General features: G+C 41.4%; 24 protein-coding genes. 3 read left to right on the top strand and 21 right to left on the bottom strand.

Annotation, left to right across the window (positions count from 1 at the left end; translation table 11 throughout):
* Positions 1–11 precede the first annotated feature (11 nt).
* The 10 genes from OP489_RS06015 to OP489_RS06060 all read right to left on the bottom strand — a co-directional run bounded on the left by OP489_RS06015 (position 12) and on the right by OP489_RS06060 (position 8,535).
* Positions 12–1,412, bottom strand: a complete 1,401-nt coding sequence (locus OP489_RS06015) for an oxaloacetate decarboxylase subunit alpha (RefSeq protein WP_266163415.1) — start codon at positions 1,410–1,412, stop codon at positions 12–14.
* Positions 1,413–1,425: 13 nt separating this feature from the next.
* On the bottom strand, positions 1,426–1,860 hold the full coding sequence (locus OP489_RS06020) for a biotin/lipoyl-containing protein (protein WP_266163416.1): 435 nt from the start codon (positions 1,858–1,860) through the stop codon (positions 1,426–1,428).
* Positions 1,861–1,933: 73 nt separating this feature from the next.
* A complete protein-coding gene (locus OP489_RS06025) occupies positions 1,934–3,286 on the bottom strand; it encodes a carboxyl transferase domain-containing protein (protein ID WP_266163417.1) in 1,353 nt (450 codons plus the stop codon).
* Positions 3,287–3,416: 130 nt separating this feature from the next.
* A complete protein-coding gene (locus OP489_RS06030; protein WP_266163418.1) occupies positions 3,417–4,214 on the bottom strand; it encodes a pseudouridine synthase in 798 nt (265 codons plus the stop codon).
* Positions 4,215–4,248: 34 nt separating this feature from the next.
* Positions 4,249–5,400, bottom strand: coding sequence for a D-alanyl-D-alanine carboxypeptidase family protein (locus OP489_RS06035; protein ID WP_266163419.1), 1,152 nt, complete (start codon positions 5,398–5,400; stop codon positions 4,249–4,251).
* 34 nt (positions 5,401–5,434) lie between these two features.
* Positions 5,435–5,872 carry a GerW family sporulation protein gene (gene ytfJ, locus OP489_RS06040; protein ID WP_266163420.1) on the bottom strand — a complete coding sequence of 146 codons (438 nt, stop codon included), beginning with the start codon at positions 5,870–5,872 and terminating at the stop codon, positions 5,435–5,437.
* Between the two features lie 33 nt (positions 5,873–5,905).
* Positions 5,906–6,523: a DUF2953 domain-containing protein gene (locus OP489_RS06045; RefSeq protein WP_266163421.1), complete on the bottom strand. Its 618-nt coding sequence runs from the start codon at positions 6,521–6,523 to the stop codon at positions 5,906–5,908.
* Positions 6,520–7,107, bottom strand: coding sequence for an SMC-Scp complex subunit ScpB (gene scpB / locus OP489_RS06050; protein ID WP_266163422.1), 588 nt, complete (start codon positions 7,105–7,107; stop codon positions 6,520–6,522). Before scpB ends, OP489_RS06045 begins: the two co-directional genes overlap by 4 nt.
* On the bottom strand, positions 7,089–7,820 hold the full coding sequence (locus tag OP489_RS06055) for a segregation and condensation protein A (protein ID WP_266163423.1): 732 nt from the start codon (positions 7,818–7,820) through the stop codon (positions 7,089–7,091). The genes scpB and OP489_RS06055 overlap by 19 nt, the downstream gene beginning before the upstream one ends.
* A 22-nt stretch (positions 7,821–7,842) precedes the next feature.
* Entirely contained in the window at positions 7,843–8,535 is a 693-nt protein-coding gene (locus OP489_RS06060) for a site-2 protease family protein (RefSeq protein ID WP_266163425.1), read from the bottom strand.
* A gap of 180 nt (positions 8,536–8,715) precedes the next feature.
* On the opposite strand from OP489_RS06060, the gene rpmB reads away from it, so the two are divergent.
* On the top strand, positions 8,716–8,904 hold the full coding sequence (gene rpmB / locus OP489_RS06065; protein WP_180340742.1) for a 50S ribosomal protein L28: 189 nt from the start codon (positions 8,716–8,718) through the stop codon (positions 8,902–8,904).
* Between the two features lie 71 nt (positions 8,905–8,975).
* Here rpmB and plsY read toward each other — a convergent pair whose 3' ends face one another.
* From plsY to hisH, 10 genes are all read right to left on the bottom strand, one after another.
* Positions 8,976–9,671 (bottom strand): glycerol-3-phosphate 1-O-acyltransferase PlsY, encoded by a 696-nt coding sequence (gene plsY / locus OP489_RS06070; protein ID WP_266163426.1) that lies wholly within the window; start codon positions 9,669–9,671, stop codon positions 8,976–8,978.
* 16 nt (positions 9,672–9,687) lie between these two features.
* A complete protein-coding gene (gene der / locus OP489_RS06075; protein WP_266163427.1) occupies positions 9,688–11,010 on the bottom strand; it encodes a ribosome biogenesis GTPase Der in 1,323 nt (440 codons plus the stop codon).
* Entirely contained in the window at positions 11,003–12,316 is a 1,314-nt protein-coding gene (locus OP489_RS06080; RefSeq protein WP_266163428.1) for a DUF512 domain-containing protein, read from the bottom strand. Before OP489_RS06080 ends, der begins: the two co-directional genes overlap by 8 nt.
* A 91-nt stretch (positions 12,317–12,407) precedes the next feature.
* Positions 12,408–12,590 (bottom strand): 50S ribosomal protein L32, encoded by a 183-nt coding sequence (gene rpmF / locus OP489_RS06085; RefSeq protein ID WP_180340739.1) that lies wholly within the window; start codon positions 12,588–12,590, stop codon positions 12,408–12,410.
* Between the two features lie 26 nt (positions 12,591–12,616).
* Positions 12,617–13,114 (bottom strand): YceD family protein, encoded by a 498-nt coding sequence (locus tag OP489_RS06090; protein ID WP_266163430.1) that lies wholly within the window; start codon positions 13,112–13,114, stop codon positions 12,617–12,619.
* Positions 13,115–13,235: 121 nt separating this feature from the next.
* Positions 13,236–13,652 carry a hypothetical protein gene (locus OP489_RS06095; protein ID WP_266163431.1) on the bottom strand — a complete coding sequence of 139 codons (417 nt, stop codon included), beginning with the start codon at positions 13,650–13,652 and terminating at the stop codon, positions 13,236–13,238.
* 37 nt (positions 13,653–13,689) lie between these two features.
* Complete coding sequence (locus OP489_RS06100) at positions 13,690–15,036, bottom strand: glucose-6-phosphate isomerase (RefSeq protein ID WP_266163432.1); 1,347 nt, start codon at positions 15,034–15,036, stop codon at positions 13,690–13,692.
* Between the two features lie 95 nt (positions 15,037–15,131).
* Positions 15,132–16,286 carry a D-alanyl-D-alanine carboxypeptidase family protein gene (locus OP489_RS06105; RefSeq protein ID WP_266163433.1) on the bottom strand — a complete coding sequence of 385 codons (1,155 nt, stop codon included), beginning with the start codon at positions 16,284–16,286 and terminating at the stop codon, positions 15,132–15,134.
* Between the two features lie 97 nt (positions 16,287–16,383).
* Positions 16,384–17,145, bottom strand: a complete 762-nt coding sequence (gene hisF, locus OP489_RS06110; protein WP_266163434.1) for an imidazole glycerol phosphate synthase subunit HisF — start codon at positions 17,143–17,145, stop codon at positions 16,384–16,386.
* The gene (hisH, locus tag OP489_RS06115; protein WP_266163435.1) at positions 17,145–17,768 is read right to left on the bottom strand and encodes an imidazole glycerol phosphate synthase subunit HisH; all 624 of its coding nucleotides are present in this window, start codon (positions 17,766–17,768) and stop codon (positions 17,145–17,147) included. Before hisH ends, hisF begins: the two co-directional genes overlap by 1 nt.
* 144 nt (positions 17,769–17,912) lie before the next feature.
* Between hisH and OP489_RS06120 the strand changes: the two genes are divergently transcribed.
* Positions 17,913–18,491, top strand: coding sequence for a manganese efflux pump MntP family protein (locus OP489_RS06120; RefSeq protein ID WP_266163436.1), 579 nt, complete (start codon positions 17,913–17,915; stop codon positions 18,489–18,491).
* Positions 18,492–18,559: 68 nt separating this feature from the next.
* Here OP489_RS06120 and OP489_RS06125 read toward each other — a convergent pair whose 3' ends face one another.
* Positions 18,560–19,603: a helix-turn-helix transcriptional regulator gene (locus OP489_RS06125; protein ID WP_266163438.1), complete on the bottom strand. Its 1,044-nt coding sequence runs from the start codon at positions 19,601–19,603 to the stop codon at positions 18,560–18,562.
* Between the two features lie 159 nt (positions 19,604–19,762).
* On the opposite strand from OP489_RS06125, the gene OP489_RS06130 reads away from it, so the two are divergent.
* Complete coding sequence (locus OP489_RS06130) at positions 19,763–21,106, top strand: butyryl-CoA:acetate CoA-transferase (protein ID WP_266163439.1); 1,344 nt, start codon at positions 19,763–19,765, stop codon at positions 21,104–21,106.
* Positions 21,107–21,206 lie beyond the last annotated feature (100 nt).

The following is a 21,206-nucleotide window of genomic DNA, read 5'->3' on the forward strand; positions in this document are numbered from 1 at the left end:
AAAAGTTCGTCTTAGACCGGATGAATTTGCTGTGCAGTATTTGCATGTGCAGCATCAATCCCATATTTCTTTTCTGCACGTTTCTGGAAGAATTCTTTTGCAACCTGTGGGAACTGTGCATAGGAAAGAACATCTTCTTCCTGCTCCATCCACTGTGCGCACTCTTGTCTGAGGGTTTCGAGTTCCGGTTTCAAAAGATCTGCCGGGCGACAGGTAATTCTTTCGCGATCACCAATAATAGATTTTGCGAAAGCATCGTCAATCGGCACCGGTGTAGTACCATATTTTCCTGCAATCAAATCTTTAAATTCTCTTGTGCACATTCTATAACGCTGTCCGGTAATCACGTTAAAAACAGCTTGTGCTCCTACGATCTGAGAAGTCGGCGTAACGAGCGGCGGGTATCCGGCATCTTTTCTAACACGCGGAACTTCCTGCAGCACTTCATCCATGCGATCCGCTTTGCCTGCCTGCTTCAGCTGAGAGAGCAGATTTGAAAGCATACCGCCCGGTACCTGATAAACAAGCGCTTTGGTGTTCGTTGCAAGCATGGACTGATCAAGGAGGCCACTTTCAAAGTATTTCTTGCGCAAACCCATGAAGTACTCACGAATCTCATTGAGCAATTTTAAGTCAAGACCGGTATCATAAGGAGTCCCCTGCAAAGCTGCGACCATGGACTCTGTCGGTGCATGTGAAGTGCCCAGTGCCAACGGAGACATTGCAGTATCGATCAAGTCAGCTCCTGCTTCGATTCCTTTAAGTAAGCACATAGAAGCCAAGCCAGAAGTATAATGCGTATGAAGCTGAATCGGAAGATCGACCGCTTTCTTTAAAGCGGTCACTAGTTCTGAAGTTGCATAAGGAGTCAGCAAGGCTGCCATATCTTTAATACAGATAGAATCTGCACCGGCATCCGCAATTCTCTTTGCATATTCGACATAATAATCCGTTGTGAACACAGGGCCAGTGGTATAACAAATTGCTACCTGAGCATGTGCACCCTCTTTTTTTGCCGCCTTAATAGCAACTTTCAGGTTCTTAATATCATTGAGTGCATCAAAAATACGAATGATATCAATACCGTTTGCAACAGAACGCTGGACAAAATACTCCAAGACATCATCAGCGTAATGACGATAGCCCAGCATATTCTGGCCACGGAACAGCATCTGAAGCTTTGTATTCGGACACATCTTACGAATTGTGCGCAAACGATCCCATGGATCTTCATCCAAGAAGCGAAGGCAGGCATCAAACGTAGCGCCGCCCCAACACTCTAGGGAATGAAATCCGACCTGATCCAGTTTTCCAAGGATCGGCGTCATATCCCCGATAGGCATACGGGTTGCAATTAAAGACTGATGTGCATCGCGCAGGACCGTTTCTGTAATACCAATTTTTTTTGTCATTATGGTTACCCCCTCAGCAAATAATTACAAGGGGAGCACCTGCGTCAACAGTATCCCCTTTGTTTACACACACGTTCTTAATTGTTGCATCATGAGGTGCAACAATTTCGTTTTCCATCTTCATAGCTTCAAGCATTAAAAGGACCTGTCCTGCTTTGACAGAGTCCCCAGGTTTAACATTGATACTCATCACATTTCCCGGGAGCGGGCTTTCAACTGTTTCTGCATTCCCAGAAGGCTTGGCAGCGGATACTGACGAAGCTTTTACCGGAACTGGAGCAATAGGAGCAGCAGCCACGGGAACAGGAGCAGCTACCGGGCGAGGCATCGGCACGGGCTTATACTGAGGAGCCGGTGCAATGACTGGAGCTGCAGCAAACGTTCCATTAACCTCTTCCACCTGAACGTCATAAGCAATTCCATTTACCGTGATTTTCAGATTTTTCATGCAAATAAGTCCTCCTAAACTTTCAAAAGATTTCAATACAGTGCATATATCTTATGACTTGTTGCGATCTCATTTAAAGCTGAATATTATTGTGCTTTTTCGGAAATGTATGTACACGTTTTCCAGAAAGCATCGTCAAGTCCTTTTGAATTTGGCTGCGGGTCTCTTCCGGCTCAATCACATTTTCAATTAAGCCCTGCGCTGCTGCCTGCAATGGAGAAGCTTCTGTTGCTCGATATTCTTCAATCATTTTTTTGCGATCCGAAATAGAATTTTTCGAATCTTTCAGCTTATCATTCCAAAGAAAAACAGCGGCTGTCTCGGGAGCAAGTGCAGAAATAACAGCTTGCGGCCATGCAACGACACTGTCTGCATTTGCACCTTTTCCAGCAACTGCAATATACACAGGGCCATAAGCATCTCCAACCGCAATGGTTACTTTAGATACAGTCGCTTCCGCATAGGCACTGCTCAGCATAGAAGCTGCACGCAAAGATAAAAATCCTTTCGCATTTACAAAAGAAACAACTGGAATACTAAATGCATCACAAAAGCGAATAAACCGTGCGGCTTTTACACAATCATCTTCGGTTAGTTCTCCATCATAAGAAACCAATCCTACAGTTGTTCCAATTCCGACTCCAGAAAAAGCCGTAAAAACATCTTTCCCAAAATCCGGAGAAAGCTCCATAATGGAATCTTTACTGGCAACTGCTTTTGCAGCTTCTTTTGCCGTATTTTCTACAGACGGTACAGAAACTGCTTCAGATTCTTCCATAAAAGCAGCCGGTTCCAAATTATTGGACGGCAGTTTTATAATCAATTGACGAACAGCCTTTATAGCTTCCTCTTCGGAGTCTTTGACAAGCGCCACAATGCCATTTTCAGCAGCTTCCTGAGAAAACCCGCCCTCTCCGTTTGGTGCAATAGTAAGCTGTCCTTTTTTACTCATCACTATAAAGTCCGCACCTGCTGCAATCATTGCTGAAGTTCCAATGCAAGGGCCCAGGACCAGCGAAATCTGCGGAACAACACCGGAAAGATTATTTGCATCGCGCAAAATCTCCCCATAAGCGGAAAGCAAGTCCCCTTTTTCTACCAGCTTGCCTCCAATGGAATCAAAAATGCCTACAATCGGAGCTCCTGTTTTTACTGCCAGCGCATAAATTTTGCGAACTTTTTCTGCCTGTGCCTTACTCATAGCTCCACCATTTACATCGCTATCTTGGGCAAAAGCATAAAGAGGGCAACCCTCAACTGTTCCAAATCCGGCGCAAGCTTCCGTATAAGTTTCTCCTGACTTGGAAAAACGACCAATTTCATGAAAAGTACCTTTGTCAAACAGGGATTCCAGAAGTTGATGACCTCTGGTTTTACCTGCAGCATCACAGGCTTGCTTTAAATCAGCATTGCCGGCAATACTCATTCTGATTCCTCCCGTCATGTGCCTTCAAAATTGATCAGACACAATTTTGATTTCTAATCATCATTGCTATAACAAAATGATTATAGACGATTCTGTTTCGCTTGGCAAGTATTTCAAATAAAACAAATTTTTAACGATTTGGGTTGTGCTTAAAAGTTTTCTTATGAGAAGAGGGAGACTCCCTCTCGTTTTTTGAAGATGACCCATGCTTTGCTTCGTTTTGAAGACCGTTTAACTCTTCTGCAGTAAGATAACGCCATTCTCCGGGCTTTAACATTCCTAAACGAACAGGACCCATCGCAATTCTTTTTAAACGCGCTACTTCAAGGCCCATTGCTTCACACATCTTACGAATTTGGCGGTTCCTTCCTTCGTGCAGAACAATTTCCAAAACGACTCGTCCCGGTTCTGTTTTCAGCACCCGGACTTGAGCCGGAGCCGTTTTATACCCATCAATTTCCATTCCAAGCTCAAATTGAAGAAGCTGTTCTTCAGTAATGGTTGGGTGCACTGTTACTCGATAAACCTTAGGTACATGCTTAGAAGGATGTGTCATTGCATTTGCGAAATCGCCGTCATTCGTCATCAAAAGTAATCCTTCACTCTCTCGATCAAGGCGTCCTACAGGATAAACGCGTGTCGGTACATCCTGCACTAATTGCGCAACGCATTTTCTTCCCATTTCGTCCTGCATAGTAGTAATGAATCCTCTTGGTTTATGCAGCATCAAATAAACTTCATTCACACGAGTATTGAGGAGCCTTCCTTCTACAGAAATCTGGTCATGCTTTGGGTCCGCCTTATCCCCTATCACAGCAGTTTTTCCATTTACTTGAACTTTTCCTGCTTCTATCATAGATTCCGCTTTTCGGCGTGAAGCAACCCCGCTGTCTGCAAGGATTTTTTGTAATCTGATTTTTTCTGCCATTTTGATTTCTCCTCATTTTTCGTTCTTTCTGATTTTACGGAAAGCAAGACATCCAAAATTGTTTTATTCGGTCAAAGATTGATTGTTTGCTTCTTTCTTCAGGCACATCCGAATCTGCAAGAATCGGAGTCTGTGAAATAATCTGTCCATTTAACCGATAGACGACTCTCCCAACGCACTGCCCTTTTTCAATCGGAGCATACAAAAATTGCGGCAATTCAACTGTGCGTTCCGGGTAACTATCTTTTGGGAGAACAACTGTATCCCCTATTTGGCCCCGTACTCCTATCATTGTCCCACCAGTCGCAGAAGGGACCTCGGCCGTAAAAGACCGATCATCAAAAGTGATGGACTGAAGCTTCTGAAATCCTTCATCCAATAATTTCTGGTGATCATTCCAATCATCCGGCGCATTTAAAGTGACTGCTACTACACGTACCCCGTCACGTTCTGCCGCAGACACTAAACAGCGTCCTGCCTTTTTAGTGAACCCGGTTTTTACTCCAATACATCCCTGATAAAAACTTAAAAGCCGATTATGGTTTGCATACATCCGTTTGATTTGCGGATTTATAAACTCTACTTGAATTGATTTCTGTGAAACAATTTTCTGAAAAGCAGAATTTTTCATTGCTGCACAGGTAAGTTTTGCCATATCAGCCGCAGTCGAATAATGCGCATCATCATCCAGCCCGGAGGGCGTAACAAAATGCGTATGATCCATATCAAGTTCTCTGGCTCTTTGATTCATTCGTTCCGAAAATTTTTCTGCACTTCCGTCAATCGCAATCGCAGCTGAATTTGCAGCATCATTTCCGGAAACGCTGAGCATTCCTGCCGCAAGGCTGCTCAGACGCAGCTGCTCCCCCGGCTGAAGTCCCATGGAAGAGCCTTCCACTGCCGTCATTTGTTTTGTAATGGTTACCACTTTATCATCTTCGGCGGCCTGTTCCAAAGTGATCAAGGCTGTCATGATTTTTGTAGTGCTTGCCATTGCGCATTCCTGATTTTCATTCTTTGCCCATAAAACTTCTCCGCTATCTGCATTTACTAAAATCGCACTTTCTGCTGAAACAGAAAGTTCTTCTGCATTAGCGGGAATCAAAAAAGCAGCTAGAATAATCAGAACGATTCCAATTCTCAAAAATCCTTTTTGATACAAAACAACCACCTGCCACTGAATCATATGCAGGCGGCTGCTTAAAAATGTTGTTTAAAAATTAGACTTGAGGATCTTCAATTGGATTTTCTTCTGATGCTTTTTCTTTTTTAGCTTCCTTTTTTTCTTTGCTTTCTTTTACAAAACTGCTGATTTTGTCGACGACATCTGGTACCATTCCAACAATTCTGTCAGCGGAAGAATTATATGGATCGATCTGCAGCATTTTAACATTTCCATTGCTGATCGTAATAAAAGCAATAGGAGAAATTGTTACGCCTGCACCGGCACCGCCTCCAAAAAAGCTCTTATCCGTTTGCACTTTGGAAGCAAAGTCTGAGCCGCCCGAAGCAAATCCATAACTAATCTTTGAAACAGGAATGATAATAGTTCCGTCCGGAGAAGTAATGGGATCTCCAATGATGGTATTGATATCCACCATTTGTTTGATTTTCTCCAGCGTTGTCCCCATAAGTCCTTCAATTGGATGCTCGCTCATTTGATACACCGCTTTCTTCTAAAATAAATAATTTTATATTTTCTCCATTTTTCGAAATTTTATAAAATGAAACAGAGTTTGGACTGCTGCAATCAAAAGCCAAATCACTAATACATGAAATTTCAATTCGAAGTTAACAGAAGATTTTTTCTTGTCAAAATCAGGCGCTACCGACACTGTAAACTGATAAAACTTAGCAGCTTCTGTCAGCATTGCCACAGCAGGATAAATCACTGCGCAGGCTTGTCCATAAAGGATTGCGGTCTCTGCTGCATCCTCTGTTGAAACGCTCACTTCGCAGATTAATTTCTTAATATGAAAATGTGTAAGCAGTTTTTTAATCGGCGCTGTAACCTGTTCGATAAACTTCTTAATAAGATCAAGCATTCCGCCAAGTCCGCGTTCTTTAAAAAGATTCTTCCATTTGGATTGATCTTTTTGAGAATCTGTATCCTCTTTTTTCTTCTTTGGTTTTGCTGGCTCTTTTTCTTTCTGACCGGCCTTTTCTTTCGATTTTTCAGGTAGAAAAGTATAAGTCAAAAATAAAAATCTAATTTTTGCACAAAAACTTTCTTGATAAATCATCGTGACATAAAGAGGAGAGAAAAGCAAAATCAACAGAATCCCTAATATGATCCAAAGGACTATCATATCGTTTCTCCACTTTTCATTTCTAATTCATCTAGTTGAGATTTCTCCACCGGTTCTGTGGCATCATCTTTCGTTTCTTTCTGTACAGAAGGCAATTGTTCCAAAGAGGAAATTCCAAAGCAACGTAAAAAAGTAGAAGTCGTTCCATAAAGAAGAGGTCTTCCCGGAAGCTCCAGTCTTCCGCGTTCTTCGATTAATCCTTTCTGCATCAAACTTCCAAGGACTCCTGAACAATCCACTCCGCGGATCTGCTCTACAAAAGCCTTTGTTACCGGTTGATTATAGGAAATAATCGCAAGGACTTCCATTGCTGCCTGAGAAAGCGGTGTATTGCGCCGGATTTCCAAGAGAGACCGGATCTGAGAAGCAAACTCCGGTCTGCTGCACATCTGAAAAGAATCCTCTAATTGAATGATCTGGATTCCTCCCTGACGGGTATTAAAATCCGTCATTGTGTCTTCTGCAACTTTTTGAGCCTGCGTTTGTGTGAGATTTAAGACTTCAGCAATGCGGGAAACAGAAAGAGGATCGCCGCTTGCGAAAAGAAGTGCTTCTATTGCGGAAATCAGATCTTGTTTTTCCATGGCACTCTTTTTCTCTCCTTTACGATCGTTACTTTCGCAGAATTATGATCTCCATCCACCCGAATTCGTTTTCCCCGAACAAGTTCCAATACCGCCAAAAAAGTTGCAACCAATTCTGAACGATCATTTTTGTGAACGAAAAGTTCCCGATAAGACATTTGAGGCTTTTTCCAAAGACTGCGCAGGACAAAAACGATCTGTGAAGCGACAGAAACGATTCTATGAGAAACAATTCCAGAAAAGCTTTCTTGAGAAGGTTTCTGAGAAATTTGCTTTTTCCCGAGTGTATTTACATATGCATTGTAAAGTTCTTCTGGGAGATGATGTCGGCGATAGGTATAATCTGGCTCAATTTCTTCCGGTACCCGCACAAAGTAATCCATTTGAAACTTTTCTTTCAAAAGAGCGGCAACGCGCTTACATTCTTCATATTCTAACAGTTGCCCGCTTAATTCCGCTTTCATCTGGTCTGCTTCTTCGTGCTTTGGCAAGAGGTAAACGGTTTTAATATAGACAAGGCGTGTGGCCATCTCTAAGAATTCACTGGCCACATCCATATTTTCAGCTTTTGCTGCATTAATTTGAGCCATATACTGATCCAAAACTTCAGCAATTGGAATATCACAAATATTCAGTTTGTTCTTGCGAATCAGATAGAGTAATAAATCCAAAGGTCCTTCAAAAGCCTCTAGCTGATAGGTTAGCTTTTCCATCTTTCCCTCGTTTTATTAATCATTATACAAATCCAAACAGCCGAAATGGAAGATCTGCAACCGCATTGATTCCATTGTAAAACAAATTATTCAGAAAAGTGAGCGGAAGGTCCAAAAATCCCATAAAAAGGACCATAATCAGAATCAAAGAAATCACATTTTGATATTTGTAATAATTATACAAAGCCTGAGAAGAAAGAAATCCTCCAACAATTTTAGAACCATCCAGCGGTGGAATCGGGAGCAGATTAAAAACAGCCAAAGAAATATTAATTCCAATATAAAAGCTAAAAAACTGCCACACCGGCGTTGCCAAATTCATGTGAAAAGGCAGGACTAAAATCCGCAGCACCAAAGCACCAACAAGAGCCGCAATTAAATTAGAGAGAGGCCCCGCTAAAGCAGTCAGTGCCATATCACGTTTTGGATTTTTAAAATTCCGAGGATCTACCGGAACAGGTTTTGCCCACCCATATCCGAAAAGCAAAAGGCAAAGCGTCCCCATTGGGTCCATACTTGCAATTGGATCCAATGTTAGGCGTCCTTGATATTTTGCTGTGTTGTCACCCAGTTTCAAGGCGACCCATCCATGTGCACATTCATGTAGCGGAAGAATTAAAAAGATAATGAGCAACATGGCAAAAATGCCAGAAATCAGCGTGCTCATATTCACTCCGTTGCCGCTCATGATACTTTGAATCATGTTGAAAAGCATATTGGGCTACACTCCTTCATTATTTTGTTATTATAATACATCAGAAGCTAAAAAACAAGGACTTACAAAAGCGGTGCAAAAGGAATCGAAAAAAACACTTGCATTTTAAGTTGGGGTCTTGTATAATAACATTGTTGTGTAAAAATTCATTTATCCATATATAAAAGGAGGTGCAGACTCATGGCAAAGTGTGAAATCTGCGGCAAGGATTTAGTGTTTGGTATTAGGGTTTCCCATTCCCACAGACGTTCCAATCGGACTTGGAAACCAAACGTCAAACGTGTGAAAGCAGTGGTAAATGGTTCCCCTAAACGTATTTATGCCTGCACCCGTTGCCTGCGTTCCGGTAAGGTTACCCGCGCTGTTTGATGCATCATTTTTAAAATTGAATTTGTTAAAAAGGGGCTTCTTTTTAAGAAGCCCCTTTTTCTTTTATATTATTATGAATTATGCTTTTTTATAGACAACTTCTTCTCAGTGCCATTCAAAATTCTACTGATATTCCCGTGATGGCGAATAACAATCACTGCCGCCATACAGAGGGTTGCCACCGATGTAACAAGGACAAAGCGAAAAGGCATATTTCCTGTTTTATACTCAAAGAAATAATTAATCAAAAACGTCCCAACAGGATACATGATCGCTGCTAATATTGATGACAAAGAAACGATCTTAGAAATTACAAAGGTAGCTAAGAACACTACGATTACAACCAGAAATACGCGCCAGTCAATCAAGGCAATAATTGCTGCAGTTGTCAAAATACCTTTTCCCCCACGGAAACCAAAATAGATTGGAAACATATGCCCAAAAACGCAGGAAAAACCCGCGATATAGGTACCATACTGAACCATTTCGGGAAGTAACACACCGGACGGCAGCATCATGGAAAAAATCAGCTTTCCGATTAGGACCGAAGCTACCCCTTTTAAAAAGTCAAAAATAAACGTACAAATAGCTGCTTTAGGCCCCACGGAGCGCAACACATTTGTCGCTCCTGCATTTCCGCTGCCCATTGTTCGAATATCTTTTTTTTCAAAAAATTTTGTAAAAATAATTGAGAAGCTAAGACTTCCAAGCAAATAAGAAATAACTGCTACAATTAGACTTGGAGCAATCAAATCTGAACCATTCATTCTTTTTCTCTCCCCCTTAAGAATCTCCGCGTTCACGGATAATAAAGCGAATCGGAGTTCCTTCCAGTCCAAAAGTCTCTCGAATCCGATTCTCCAGATAACGCTGATAGGAAAAATGGAATAATTCAGCCGAATTGACAAAGCACACAAAGGTCGGCGGATTTGTACTTGCCTGTGTCATATAATAAATTTTCAAGCGCCGACCTTTATCGGTAGGCGGCTGTACACGTGCCGTTGCCTGAGCCAAAACATCATTGAGCATGCCGGTTGCAATCCGCATCGAATTTGATTTTGCAACTTGTTTAATCATACTAAAGAGCTGATCAATTCGCTGTCCGGTTTTTGCCGAAATAAAAATGATCGGCGCATAGTCCATAAAGGAAAAATCATTCTGCAGACTTTTGCGAAAGGACTCCATTGTCCGCCCATCTTTTTCAACGGCATCCCATTTATTAACTGCAATAATACATCCTTTTCCGCTTTCATGAGCAAGTCCAGCAACTTTACTGTCCTGTTCCGTAAATCCCTCGGTCGCATCAATCATAATAACGCACACATCAGACCTCTCGATTGCCATTTGTGCCCGCAGAACGCTATAGTGTTCGATCGTATCTGTAACCCTGCTCTTTCGACGCAAGCCCGCAGTATCAATCAAAACAAAATTGCCATAAGAATTCTCTACCTCTGTATCAATGGCATCTCTTGTTGTTCCGGCAACATCAGAAACGATACAGCGATTTTCTCCAACGATTTTGTTTATAAGGGAAGACTTTCCGGCATTTGGCTTTCCGATAACAGCTACATGAATCGTATCGACGGCGTCTTCTTCCTCTGTTTCCTCAGGGAGCAATTCTATGACCCGGTCGAGAAGGTCGCCAGTACCATGTCCGTGTACTGAAGAAACTGCAATCGGATCTCCTAATCCCAAGTTGTAGAACTCATAAAATTCCATCGGGGGCTCCCCAACAGAATCCACTTTATTAACGCACAAAATAATCGGGCGACCGCTTTTCATCAGCATTGCTGCAATATCTCGATCCGCTGCCAAAATGCCGCTATGGATGTCGGTTACAAAGACAATCACATTTGCCGTATCGATTGCCAGCTGTGCCTGTTCGCGCATTTGTGACAGTAAAAGATCACTTGTTTTGACTTCAATTCCACCTGTATCAATCAGGCAAATCTTTCGGCCATCCCATTCGCACTCTCCATAGATACGGTCTCTTGTTACACCCGGGGTATCTTCTACAATAGAGAGGCGAGCTCCGATCAATTTATTGAATAAAGTGGACTTGCCTACATTTGGCCGTCCTACGATCGCTACTACCGGTTTAGACATCATCTTTCCTCCCTAATACTGCATTCAAAAGTTCCCATCCATCATTTGGTACTAAACGAATCGGAACTTTTAATGTTTTTTCAACTTCGTCAACTGAAACATTGTCCAAAAATAAATCCTGCTCATGCCGAAGCATCACAGTTGGCAGCAAAAGTTCGTCTCCCAAATCTTTTCCCTGAAGCTGGGCAATCAAGTCCCGTCCTGTGATAAGCCCCGCCACGGTAATGGTAGTCCCAAAAAAGTCGTTGCGAATTGGGATTACCTGACAAATTAGATTATTACATTTTCTTTGAAATCCGTCAAGCAGTTCCTTCAAAAATGGAGCTGCTGCTATTCCGGTTGCAAGTGTTATTTTTCTCATTTGAGAGGGCTCTTTAAAATCTTCTGCTGCCATTTCAAATTCTTGTTTCTGAGAAGCTAAAAGGCCAACACCATTTTCCAGCTGATCAAAATCGCCGTAAAATTCGGCATTTGGGATTGGGAGATTCGCGTTTAAATAAAATTCATCTGCTGCATAACAAATACGATTCCCATATTTTTTGAAAAATCTCTCTCCCCATGCTTCTGCCTGCCCTATCACCTCTTTTGCCTGCTGCGGTGTATAAGGGACGAGTGGATAAAGCCCATCCCGATATTTCGTCACCCCAAGAGGGACTAATGCAATGCTTTGAACCGCGGGGACACAGGAAGAAAGATCTTTCAAAGTTCGTTCTAATTCTTTCCCATCATTAATGCCTGAACACAACACCAGCTGACAGTTAATCTTTGTATTGGCTTTTGCCAAACGATACAAATACTTTAAGGATTCCCCTGCAAGACGATTTCCCATCATTTTACAGCGCAATTCCGGATTTGTAGTATGGACAGAAATATTGATCGGACTGATATGCATTTGGATAATACGATCCACTTCGCGATCACTTAAATTTGTCATGGTAATATAATTGCCAAACAAAAAAGAAAGACGTGAATCATCATCTTTAAAATACAGTGTTTTCCGCATTCCTTTTGGAAGCTGATCAATAAAGCAAAAAATACAGCGATTGGCACAAGAATGTTGTTGATCCATTAAATAAGTTTCGAAATCGAGTCCGATTGGCTCATATTGCCCCTTATGGATTGAAACTGTGCGAACAGAATCTCCCCTCTTCAAAACCAACTCCAAATTCCGATTAGTCTCATAAAAGCGATAATCTAAAACATCAATGATAGGATGTCCATTAATAGAAATCAACTTATCCTGTCCTGTAATCCCTGCCAACGCTGCTGGAGTATCAGCCTGCACTTCTTTAATAAAAACTGCCACTTCTGTATTCACCCCCCTCATCAAAAATTGCTCGGCCAAAAAAATAGAGAAGGATTCCTCCTTCTCTATCATTTCCGGAAATCACAGAAGCTTAAGCCTCTTTTTTGATTACTTCTCTGCCATTGTAATAACCGCAGTTATTGCATACCCGATGAGCGAGCTTATATTCTCCACATTTTGGGCACTTCATCAGAGCCGGAGCGCTAATCTTCCAAACATTGGAACGCCGTTTATTTTGTCTTGCACTAGACAATTTCGCCTTTGGTACCGCCATCTCAGCACCTCCTTATTTTACTCTGGTCAATTTATCAATTTTTTTAGAACCTCAAGACGAGGGTCTATTTGATGAGATTTACAACCGCATGTCCCATGGTTCAAATTTTTCCCACAAATCTGACATAATCCGCGGCAATCTTCCTTACAGAGAAATTTAGTCGGCAAAGAAAGCAAAAGATCTTCCTCTGCAAGCGCTGCTAAATCCAAGGTATCATTCTCTGTAACAATGTACTCATCGCTGTCTTCTTCATTTGATACACTTCTCACGAGCACGTGAGAAAAAGGCATTTCCATGTCCTTTTCGATGGGTTCTTCGCAGCGGTCACACAAAACAGAAAGATGATAAAAAATCTTTCCGGTCAGTTGTAAATAACCGCTTTTTCCAACGACTGTACCCTTTACCGTAACTGGAGAGGAAAACGGATGACACTGATTGTACTCGACTTTTGATAAATCAATCATTTCTGAAAAAGGAAGGTTTCCTTTCTCTTCCGCAAACAATTTTTCTAAATTCAAAAGCATTTAAACACCTCAGCACATTGCGCTACATTTGTTTATTATATAAGTATTGATAGTGTTTGTCAAGACAAAATCCACAAGATTTGCGCGCTTTTGCAGAAGAAGCATCGCTTAAACGAGAAAATTAGACCTCTTGAATGAATTTCTGTGCAGCTTCTGGAATTTCGGAATGATCTGCAGAAATCAAAAATGTAAATTTCACATCTGCCAAAGAAGACAGAGCATTTACTTTTTCTGCAAAAGGAACCAAAGCTTCCAGATCGGGTCCCATGATTTTGAGAGTGGAATCAACAAACACATCTGTCACATCATAATTTCCAGCACAAATACCACTGATAAAGCCCAAAAGCGCATCTGCACCTTTAATCCCATATGCTTCGATATCAATCAAACGTGCAGCGTGATCGACATCATAGGTAAGCCTCAGCCCTTTTTCAATGACAATAACATTGCCTTTTGAATTTTTAACAGCCTCGTTTGCGCGATCGATCAGTTTTTTGGTTTTTCCGGAGCCTTTTTTGCCAGTAATAAATGTAATCATGGTAGAATCCTCCTACTTTTTCGTTCTATATTTTATCTTATTTATCGTGATGAAGCCTTACTTCCAGAGCTTCCTTTTGTGCCTCATAACCAGGCTTACCTAAAAGAGCAAACATGTTCTTCTTATAGCTTTCGACACCGGGCTGATTAAAAGGATTTACTCCCATCAGATAGCCGGAAATTGCACACGCTTTTTCAAAGAAATAAATCAGTTGTCCAAGAGAATCTTCGGAAAAATCCGGGACGTGAATGACTCCATTTGGAACCCCTCCATCTGTATGCGCAAGGACGGTTCCTTCAAAAGCTTTTTGATTGATATAAGACATGCTCTTGCCTGCAAGGAAATTAAGTCCATCTGTATCTTCGGGATCATTTCCGAGATAAATTTCCTTCTTAGCATGGTCAAACAGTACAACCGTTTCAAAAATAGAGCGGCGTCCCTGTTGGATATACTGTCCCATCGAATGCAGATCTGTTGAGAAAACAACAGAAGCTGGGAACAATCCTTTTTGGTCTTTTCCTTCACTCTCTCCGAACAGCTGCTTCCACCATTCGTTCATCATTGTAAAACATGGTTCATAGCTTACAAGGATCTCGATTTCTTTCCCCTTGCGATAAAGCAGATTCCTTGACGCTGCATACTGATAACATGGATTTTCTGAAAGCTCCGGATTATCATAAGCTTCCCGTGCTTTAGCAGCTCCGGTCATCAAAGCATCAATATTGCATCCTGCAACCGCAATCGGCAAAAGTCCTACTGCAGTCAAAACACTGTAGCGTCCGCCGACATCGTCCGGCACTACAAAAGTTTCATAACCTTCTTTTGTTGCCAGCTGCTTTAAAGTGCCGCGTGCCTTATCAGTCGTACAGAAGATGCGCTCTTTTGCGCCTTCTGCACCATATTTTTTCTCAAGAAGAGCACGCAAGACTCGAAAAGCAATTGCCGGTTCCGTTGTAGTTCCGGATTTAGAAATCATATTAATGGAAACATCTTTTCCTTCACAGATTTCCATGACTTCCGCAAGAGCAGTTGAGCTGATACTATTCCCAATAAAATAGATATCCGGTGAATTCTTTTTCAGTGCATTGTAATTGTTCGATTTTAAAAATTCGATTGCTGCACGAGCTCCCAGATAGGAACCCCCTATACCGATTACTAGGAAGACATCCGTATTCTTACGAATTCGTTCTGCCGCTGCCTTAATGCGGGAAAATTCTTCTTTGTCATAGTTTACAGGAAGATCCACCCAGCCGAGAAAATCATTGCCGAGACCTGTTCCGTTGTGCAGGATCTGATGTGCAAGCTTTACTTGAGGGGCAAGCGCTTCATATTCCTGCGAAGATAAAAAAGAATCAAAGTAACATGTGTCATAGCGAAGAGACAATTTTAATTCCTCCTTGCGCTTTTTGATTGTTTATATTTTACAATATCTTGATGAAATTTGCAAGGCACGATAGCATAATTCGTGTTTGTTTCCTGTTATTTATCAGAGAAAGAAAATAAATTTTGGAGAAGCAGGTGAAAAACAGGCATTAATTCTGCTTTTTCAATATCTTTTGCTGCTAAAATCGGTACTGATCCAACAGTTTCGTCCCCAATCGAATAAGTAATCTCCCCTACCTGCTGTCCCTTTTGAATAGGAACCTCTAAAAATTCGTCATAAGAGACTGTTGACTGTACCTCTTCCCCTTTTCCTTTCGAAACTAACGCACTTCCCGGATTTGCAATTGTAACAGGAACTTCATTCTCCATTCCATTCTGAATTTCTAAAGGCTGATAGGCTTCTTCCGGAACTTCTAATGCACTCAAAGACCAGTTTGCAAATCCATAGTTTAGCAAGGTTGCTGCACTATTAAAACGATCTTTCGTATTGGAAGCACCCAAAACGACTGCAATTAAGTGCATACCGTCACGCATTGCTGTTGCCGAAATACAGCTACCAGCTTTGCTGGTAGTTCCGGTTTTAAGTCCAGTGATTCCTTTATAGCTCTTCAAAAGCTTATTCGTATTAACGAGCTGCGTTTTTCCATCCCTTAATGAATCCATCCATGTACCGGTATAATCAAATATCTTCTGGTGCTTCATCAGTTCCCGCGACATCACTGCAACATCATAAGCACTGGTCACATGACCATCTTCATCAAGGCCATTACAGTTTTTAAAGGTCGTATCGTTCATACCGAGCGCCTTCGCTTTTTCATTCATCTGAGCAAGAAACGCGTCTTCGCTTCCGGCGACAAATTCTGCCAAAGCAACTGCTGCATCATTTGCACTTGCGATTACTGTCGCTTTGAGCATATCGTCAACGCTCATCGTTTCTCCCTCTTTTAGCCAGATATCTGACCCTCCCATAGAGGCAGCATGTTCACTGGCTGTGACCTGGTCGTCCAAATGGATCTTGCCGTCATCAAGAGCTTCCATCACCAAAAGGAGCGTCATCACTTTTGTAACAGATGCGCAAGGACGCTGATCATGTGAAGCTTTTTCATACAGCACCTTTCCGGTCTCAGCTTCCATTAGGCAGGCACTTGGGGCTGGCAGTTCTTCATCTGAAAGTGCATAGGCATGCAGCGAAAATGCCTGTAATACAAAAACGACTGAAAGAACAGCAGCTAAAATTCTTCTTTTCTTCATTTTTAGGACACCTCCTCGCTTTTATTTCTATGCAGGAGATTTCCATTTTAATATTAGAAAAAGCCAAGTTCTTAAACAGAACTTGACTTTTCTATTATTATACTTTCCGAACAGAGATTCCTCGTCCGGAAAGATATTCTTTTAACTGTGGAATACTGATTTCTCCAAAGTGGAATAAACTTGCAGCCAAAACAGCGTCCGCCTTTCCTTTTGTAAAAGCGTCATAAAAATGTTCTAATGCCCCGGCCCCACCGGAAGCGATTACAGGGACGGAGACAGATTCGGAAATTGCCGCTGTTAAAGCAAGATCATATCCCTTTTTCTGTCCATCTTCATCCATGCTGGTCACTAAAAGTTCTCCTGCTCCCAACTCGGCTGCCTTTTTTGCCCACTCCAACGCATCTATTCCTGTATCAATACGGCCGCCGTTGATATAAACAGTCCAGCCGCCTTCTGCTCTCCTTTTTGCGTCAATTGCACAAACAACACACTGACTTCCAAATTTTTTGGCAGCTTCCTCAATCAGTTTTGGGTTTCGAATTGCAGCAGAATTTACCGAAACTTTATCAGCGCCTGCTCTTAACAGAGCTGTAAAGTCTTCTACTGTGCGGATACCGCCACCAACCGTGAATGGAATAAAAATGTGATCTGCCACAGAGCTAACATACTGCAGCTGCGTTCCCCTTGATTGAGCAGAAGCCGTAATATCCAGCAAAACCAGCTCATCAGCTCCTTGATGATCATATTCAATTGCACATTCCACTGGGTCTCCAGCATCCCTCAGATGAATAAAAGAGGTTCCTTTGACCACTCGTCCATTTTTCACATCCAAACAAGGGATAATTCGTTTTGCATACATTAAGCATTGCCCTCCCCGATCATTGAAACAAAGTTTTCCAAAATTTTCAGGCCTACCTGTCCGCTTTTTTCAGGATGAAACTGAGTCGCAAATAAATTGCCGCGCTGAACAGCAGCATCAATCTCAACTCCGTAAGAGGTGGTCGCAATGACTTGGTGGCGTTTTTCCGCTTTTAAGTAATAAGAATGTACAAAATAAACATAAGAATTTTCTGGAAGATTTTCAAACAAGCCTGTATGGCACTTAAGATCCAAACTATTCCAACCAATGTGCGGGATCTTAAGACCTGGACCGTCTGGAATTCGAAGAATTTTTCCCGGAAGGATCCCAAGTCCTTTAACTCCATCACTTTCTTCGCTGCTTTCAAACAACATTTGAAGTCCCAAGCAAATTCCTAGAAAGGGTTTATTCTGTTCGATAAAGTGATAAATTTCAGGAACCATCCCTGACTTTTGAAGACTATTCATTGCATCTCCAAAAGCACCTACTCCGGGTAAAACCGCTGCATCTGCACGTTGTAGCTCCTTCGGATCAGCTGTTACCTTGACTTCACAGCCAATATAGTGAAAAGCTTTTATTACACTTTGCAGGTTTCCGGCTCCATAATCGATCAAAGCTATCATTTTCACGCCCCCCATATTGCGTTTATTTTAACATGATTTTTCAAAAATCGCAATTTCTTTTCTAATATTCTAAAATGATTGACAAACTATTTAAAAAGTTTTAATATAAAAAACATTGTTCTTGAATTGTCTGGAGGGAAAACTGTGGACTATTTTGCTCTGTTTGGAATTGCCGTTGGCCTTTCAATGGATGCTTTTGCAGTCAGCATCACAAACGGTGCCGTCACAAAAAAGCTGCGCTTTTCTTTTGCTCTGAAATTAGCCTGCAGTTTTGGATTATTTCAGGGGATCATGCCTATCATTGGATGGCTGGTCGGAATTACCGGCGCTTCTTTAATAGAAAGCGTTGATCATTGGATTGCCTTGATCCTTTTAAGTATTATTGGAATTCAAATGTTAAAAGAATCCCGCCATAAAGAAACAGCTGTTTGCTACCAAAATGATTTATCATGGAAACAAATTTTAGTACTTGCCGTTGCCACCAGCATTGATGCTCTTGCAACAGGCGTAATTCTTCCGAATGCAGTTGGTGCCTCAACACCTCTGTTAATGCTTTTAGCTGTCAGTATTATCGCAGTCGTAACATTCTTTTTTTGTCTCATTGGTGTTTATATTGGAAAAAAGTTTGGTCCTCTTTTGAGCAACCGTGCAGAACTTTTCGGCGGAATCGTTTTAATTGCAATTGGAATTGAAATTTTCGTTGAGCATATGTGGTTTTCCTAACATTATTTCCCGGAAAATAAGATGATCGGTTTTCAGTAAAAATCTTTTTGCTGAAAGCCGATCATTTTTTAAGTATTGTCATTTTGAAAATTTGGGGCACATTGATAGCGTTTATATACTTCACAAATTCTTTCTTGCATCTCATGACGCACGATTGTTGGGGACAAAACTGTCATTACCCCACTGTACTGTAAAAGCCATTCATAAAGTCCATCACTAATACTAACATCTGTACGGGCTGTAAATGCATCCCTACTGTGATCGCACTCCAAGAATTCCAAAGAGTCGCCAAAACGATCTAACATGATTTCTAATGCAGAATTTTTGCAGCGAATCAAAAGGGTCTGCCTTTCCCCGTTGTACATGTAAAAAGAATGCCGCAAATAATCATCTGCATCAAAAGTTCCACGATAAGAACAAACTTCTTCAAATGGACGCGCCGGCTCCTCCAGAATCTCCACCTTGTGCATGCGATCCAAGCGATAATTCGAAACAACATCATATTTTTTATAATTACAAGCTAAATAATATTTGTCATGACTCCATAATAAAGCATAGGGACTCAGAATAAATTCTCGTCCAAAGTCAAGCGTTACTCGGTTGTGCCAAAGGATCTGATGCTGATATACCATCCGAATTTTCTTTTTGGCACGGATTGCTTTTTCCAGCGTATCAATTGTATAAAAAATTTCTCCATTTTTACATTTATAAGTTCTGTCAAAACTGATTTGACGGCACATATCTTCCGCCTGATGTACACTCATCAAGCTTTTGAGGTGATCAATAAGCTGTTTCGTCCACTCTTCTGTTATAAATGGAGCGCTTAAAACAGCATCCATCAGCACACGTACCTCCGCGGTTTCGAATGAAGACGACTCTGCGAGGTAAAAACCTCTTTGGCTTGAGCCATTAGATTTTATAAAATCATACCCAGCATCTTTTAAAGCTTTTAAGTCTCTGCCGAGTGTCTTACGGCTACAGGAAAGACCTTCTTGTTCCAAAAGTTTGCCGACTTCTAAAAGGGTAATCGGATGATCCTGATCTGAATTCTTTCTGAAAATTTGAAGCATTTTTAATAAACACAATTTTTCTTTATTAACATTTGAATCCAATTTATTTCGCTCCTACTTTTATTTGCTTAATTTTACCATATTTTTAAAAATACAACAATGCCCGACAGGATAAGTGATTTCTTGTCTTTTAGCAGCAAACCTGATATAATATAAAACAAATAATTAAAGTAACCAAACGTGGTAGGAGGTTCTTTTGGAATGGATTTTTATGAGGAATATCAAAGCAAACTGACAACTGCTGAAAATGCAGTCAAGGTTGTCAAATCCGGTGACTGGGTGGATTATGGATGGTGTCTCGGGACTCCTGTTGTTCTCGATAAGGCTTTAGCTGCACGCTACAATGAACTGACGGATGTAAAACTTCGTGGCGGCGTTGTCATGCACCCCTTGGAGATTGCCAAAGTACCGGATGCGCCAACCCATTTTACGTGGAACAGCTGGCATATGAGTGGAATTGAACGTAAAATGATTTCTCTCGGAATGGCATATTACAGCCCTATGCGTTATTCAGAGCTGCCTCGCTTTTATCGCGAAAATCTGGATCCAGTTGACGTTGCCATGATTCAGGTTGCTCCTATGGATGAACATGGCTATTTTAACTTTGGTCCCAGTGCTTCACATATTACTGCAATGTGTGAAAAAGCAAAAACGATTATCGTTGAAGTCAATCAAAATATGCCTCGCTGCCTAGGCGGTTTTAACGAAGGAATTCATATCAACAAAGTAGATATGGTTGTAGAAGGTCCAAACGATCCGATCGACGCAACTGGTGCAGAAGCTCCTGCTACTGAAATTGACAAAGCTGTTGCAAAACTGATTGTAGAAGAAATTCCAAATGGAGCCTGCCTGCAGCTCGGAATTGGCGGCATGCCCAACGCCGTTGGCTCCATGATCGTTGATTCTGATCTGAAAGATCTTGGCGTTCATACAGAAATGTACGTTGATGCTTTTGTAAAAATTGCAAAAGCCGGAAAGATTAATGGGTCGAAGAAAAATATTGATTACGGGCGTCAAACTTATGCTTTTGGTTCTGGTTCCAAAGAAATGTATGAATACATGAATAACAACCCTGCACTGATGAGTGCACCTGTTGATTATACCAATGACGTTCGCACAGTTGCAGCTCTTGACAATTTTATTTCCATTAACAATGTAATTGATGTTGACCTTTATGGACAGGTGAATGCAGAATCTGCTGGGATTAAGCAAATCAGTGGTGCCGGCGGACAGCTTGATTTTGTTATGGGCGCCTATTTAAGTCATGGCGGAAAGAGCTTTATTTGTTGCTCTTCTACTTTTACCAACAAAAAAGGAGAAACTATTTCCCGTATTTTACCGACTTTGAAAAATGGCTCTATCGTAACAGATACCCGTTGTAATATTCAATGGCTTGTTACCGAATACGGAAAAGTAAACTTAAAGGGACTTTCCACTTGGCAGCGCGCTGAAGCAATTATTAGTGTTGCACATCCAAAATTCCGTGATCAATTAATTAAAGCTGCTGAATCACAGAATATTTGGCGCCAGTCTAACAAAATTTAAGCTCATTTTTCTATAAAAAAGGCCCTTGCTTTTCATCTTTTTCAAATGGCGATGAAAAACGAGGTCCTTTTTTAATCATTTTTTAATTTTACAGTAACTA

The organism is Caproicibacterium sp. BJN0003, assembly GCF_026314295.1.
Taxonomy (GTDB): Bacteria; Bacillota; Clostridia; order Oscillospirales; family Acutalibacteraceae; genus Caproicibacterium.

Excerpts from the sequence above, each read along its gene's own strand:
- scpB (WP_266163422.1), bottom strand. The coding sequence starts at position 7,107 with ATGGAAAAACAAGATCTGATTTCCGCAATAGAAGCACTTCTTTTCGCA.
- rpmB (WP_180340742.1), top strand. The coding sequence starts at position 8,716 with ATGGCAAAGTGTGAAATCTGCGGCAAGGATTTAGTGTTTGGTATTAGG.
- OP489_RS06025 (WP_266163417.1), bottom strand. The coding sequence starts at position 3,286 with ATGAGTATTGCCGGCAATGCTGATTTAAAGCAAGCCTGTGATGCTGCA.
- hisF (WP_266163434.1), bottom strand. The coding sequence starts at position 17,145 with ATGTATGCAAAACGAATTATCCCTTGTTTGGATGTGAAAAATGGACGA.
- rpmF (WP_180340739.1), bottom strand. The coding sequence starts at position 12,590 with ATGGCGGTACCAAAGGCGAAATTGTCTAGTGCAAGACAAAATAAACGG.
- OP489_RS06130 (WP_266163439.1), top strand. The coding sequence starts at position 19,763 with ATGGATTTTTATGAGGAATATCAAAGCAAACTGACAACTGCTGAAAAT.
- OP489_RS06095 (WP_266163431.1), bottom strand. The coding sequence starts at position 13,652 with ATGATTACATTTATTACTGGCAAAAAAGGCTCCGGAAAAACCAAAAAA.
- OP489_RS06055 (WP_266163423.1), bottom strand. The coding sequence starts at position 7,820 with ATGGAAAAGCTAACCTATCAGCTAGAGGCTTTTGAAGGACCTTTGGAT.
- OP489_RS06030 (WP_266163418.1), bottom strand. The coding sequence starts at position 4,214 with ATGGCAGAAAAAATCAGATTACAAAAAATCCTTGCAGACAGCGGGGTT.
- der (WP_266163427.1), bottom strand. The coding sequence starts at position 11,010 with ATGTCTAAACCGGTAGTAGCGATCGTAGGACGGCCAAATGTAGGCAAG.
- ytfJ (WP_266163420.1), bottom strand. The coding sequence starts at position 5,872 with ATGAGCGAGCATCCAATTGAAGGACTTATGGGGACAACGCTGGAGAAA.
- plsY (WP_266163426.1), bottom strand. The coding sequence starts at position 9,671 with ATGAATGGTTCAGATTTGATTGCTCCAAGTCTAATTGTAGCAGTTATT.
- OP489_RS06020 (WP_266163416.1), bottom strand. The coding sequence starts at position 1,860 with ATGAAAAATCTGAAAATCACGGTAAATGGAATTGCTTATGACGTTCAG.
- hisH (WP_266163435.1), bottom strand. The coding sequence starts at position 17,768 with ATGATAGCTTTGATCGATTATGGAGCCGGAAACCTGCAAAGTGTAATA.
- OP489_RS06015 (WP_266163415.1), bottom strand. The coding sequence starts at position 1,412 with ATGACAAAAAAAATTGGTATTACAGAAACGGTCCTGCGCGATGCACAT.
- OP489_RS06105 (WP_266163433.1), bottom strand. The coding sequence starts at position 16,286 with ATGAAGAAAAGAAGAATTTTAGCTGCTGTTCTTTCAGTCGTTTTTGTA.
- OP489_RS06090 (WP_266163430.1), bottom strand. The coding sequence starts at position 13,114 with ATGCTTTTGAATTTAGAAAAATTGTTTGCGGAAGAGAAAGGAAACCTT.
- OP489_RS06035 (WP_266163419.1), bottom strand. The coding sequence starts at position 5,400 with ATGATTCAGTGGCAGGTGGTTGTTTTGTATCAAAAAGGATTTTTGAGA.
- OP489_RS06045 (WP_266163421.1), bottom strand. The coding sequence starts at position 6,523 with ATGATAGTCCTTTGGATCATATTAGGGATTCTGTTGATTTTGCTTTTC.
- OP489_RS06060 (WP_266163425.1), bottom strand. The coding sequence starts at position 8,535 with ATGCTTTTCAACATGATTCAAAGTATCATGAGCGGCAACGGAGTGAAT.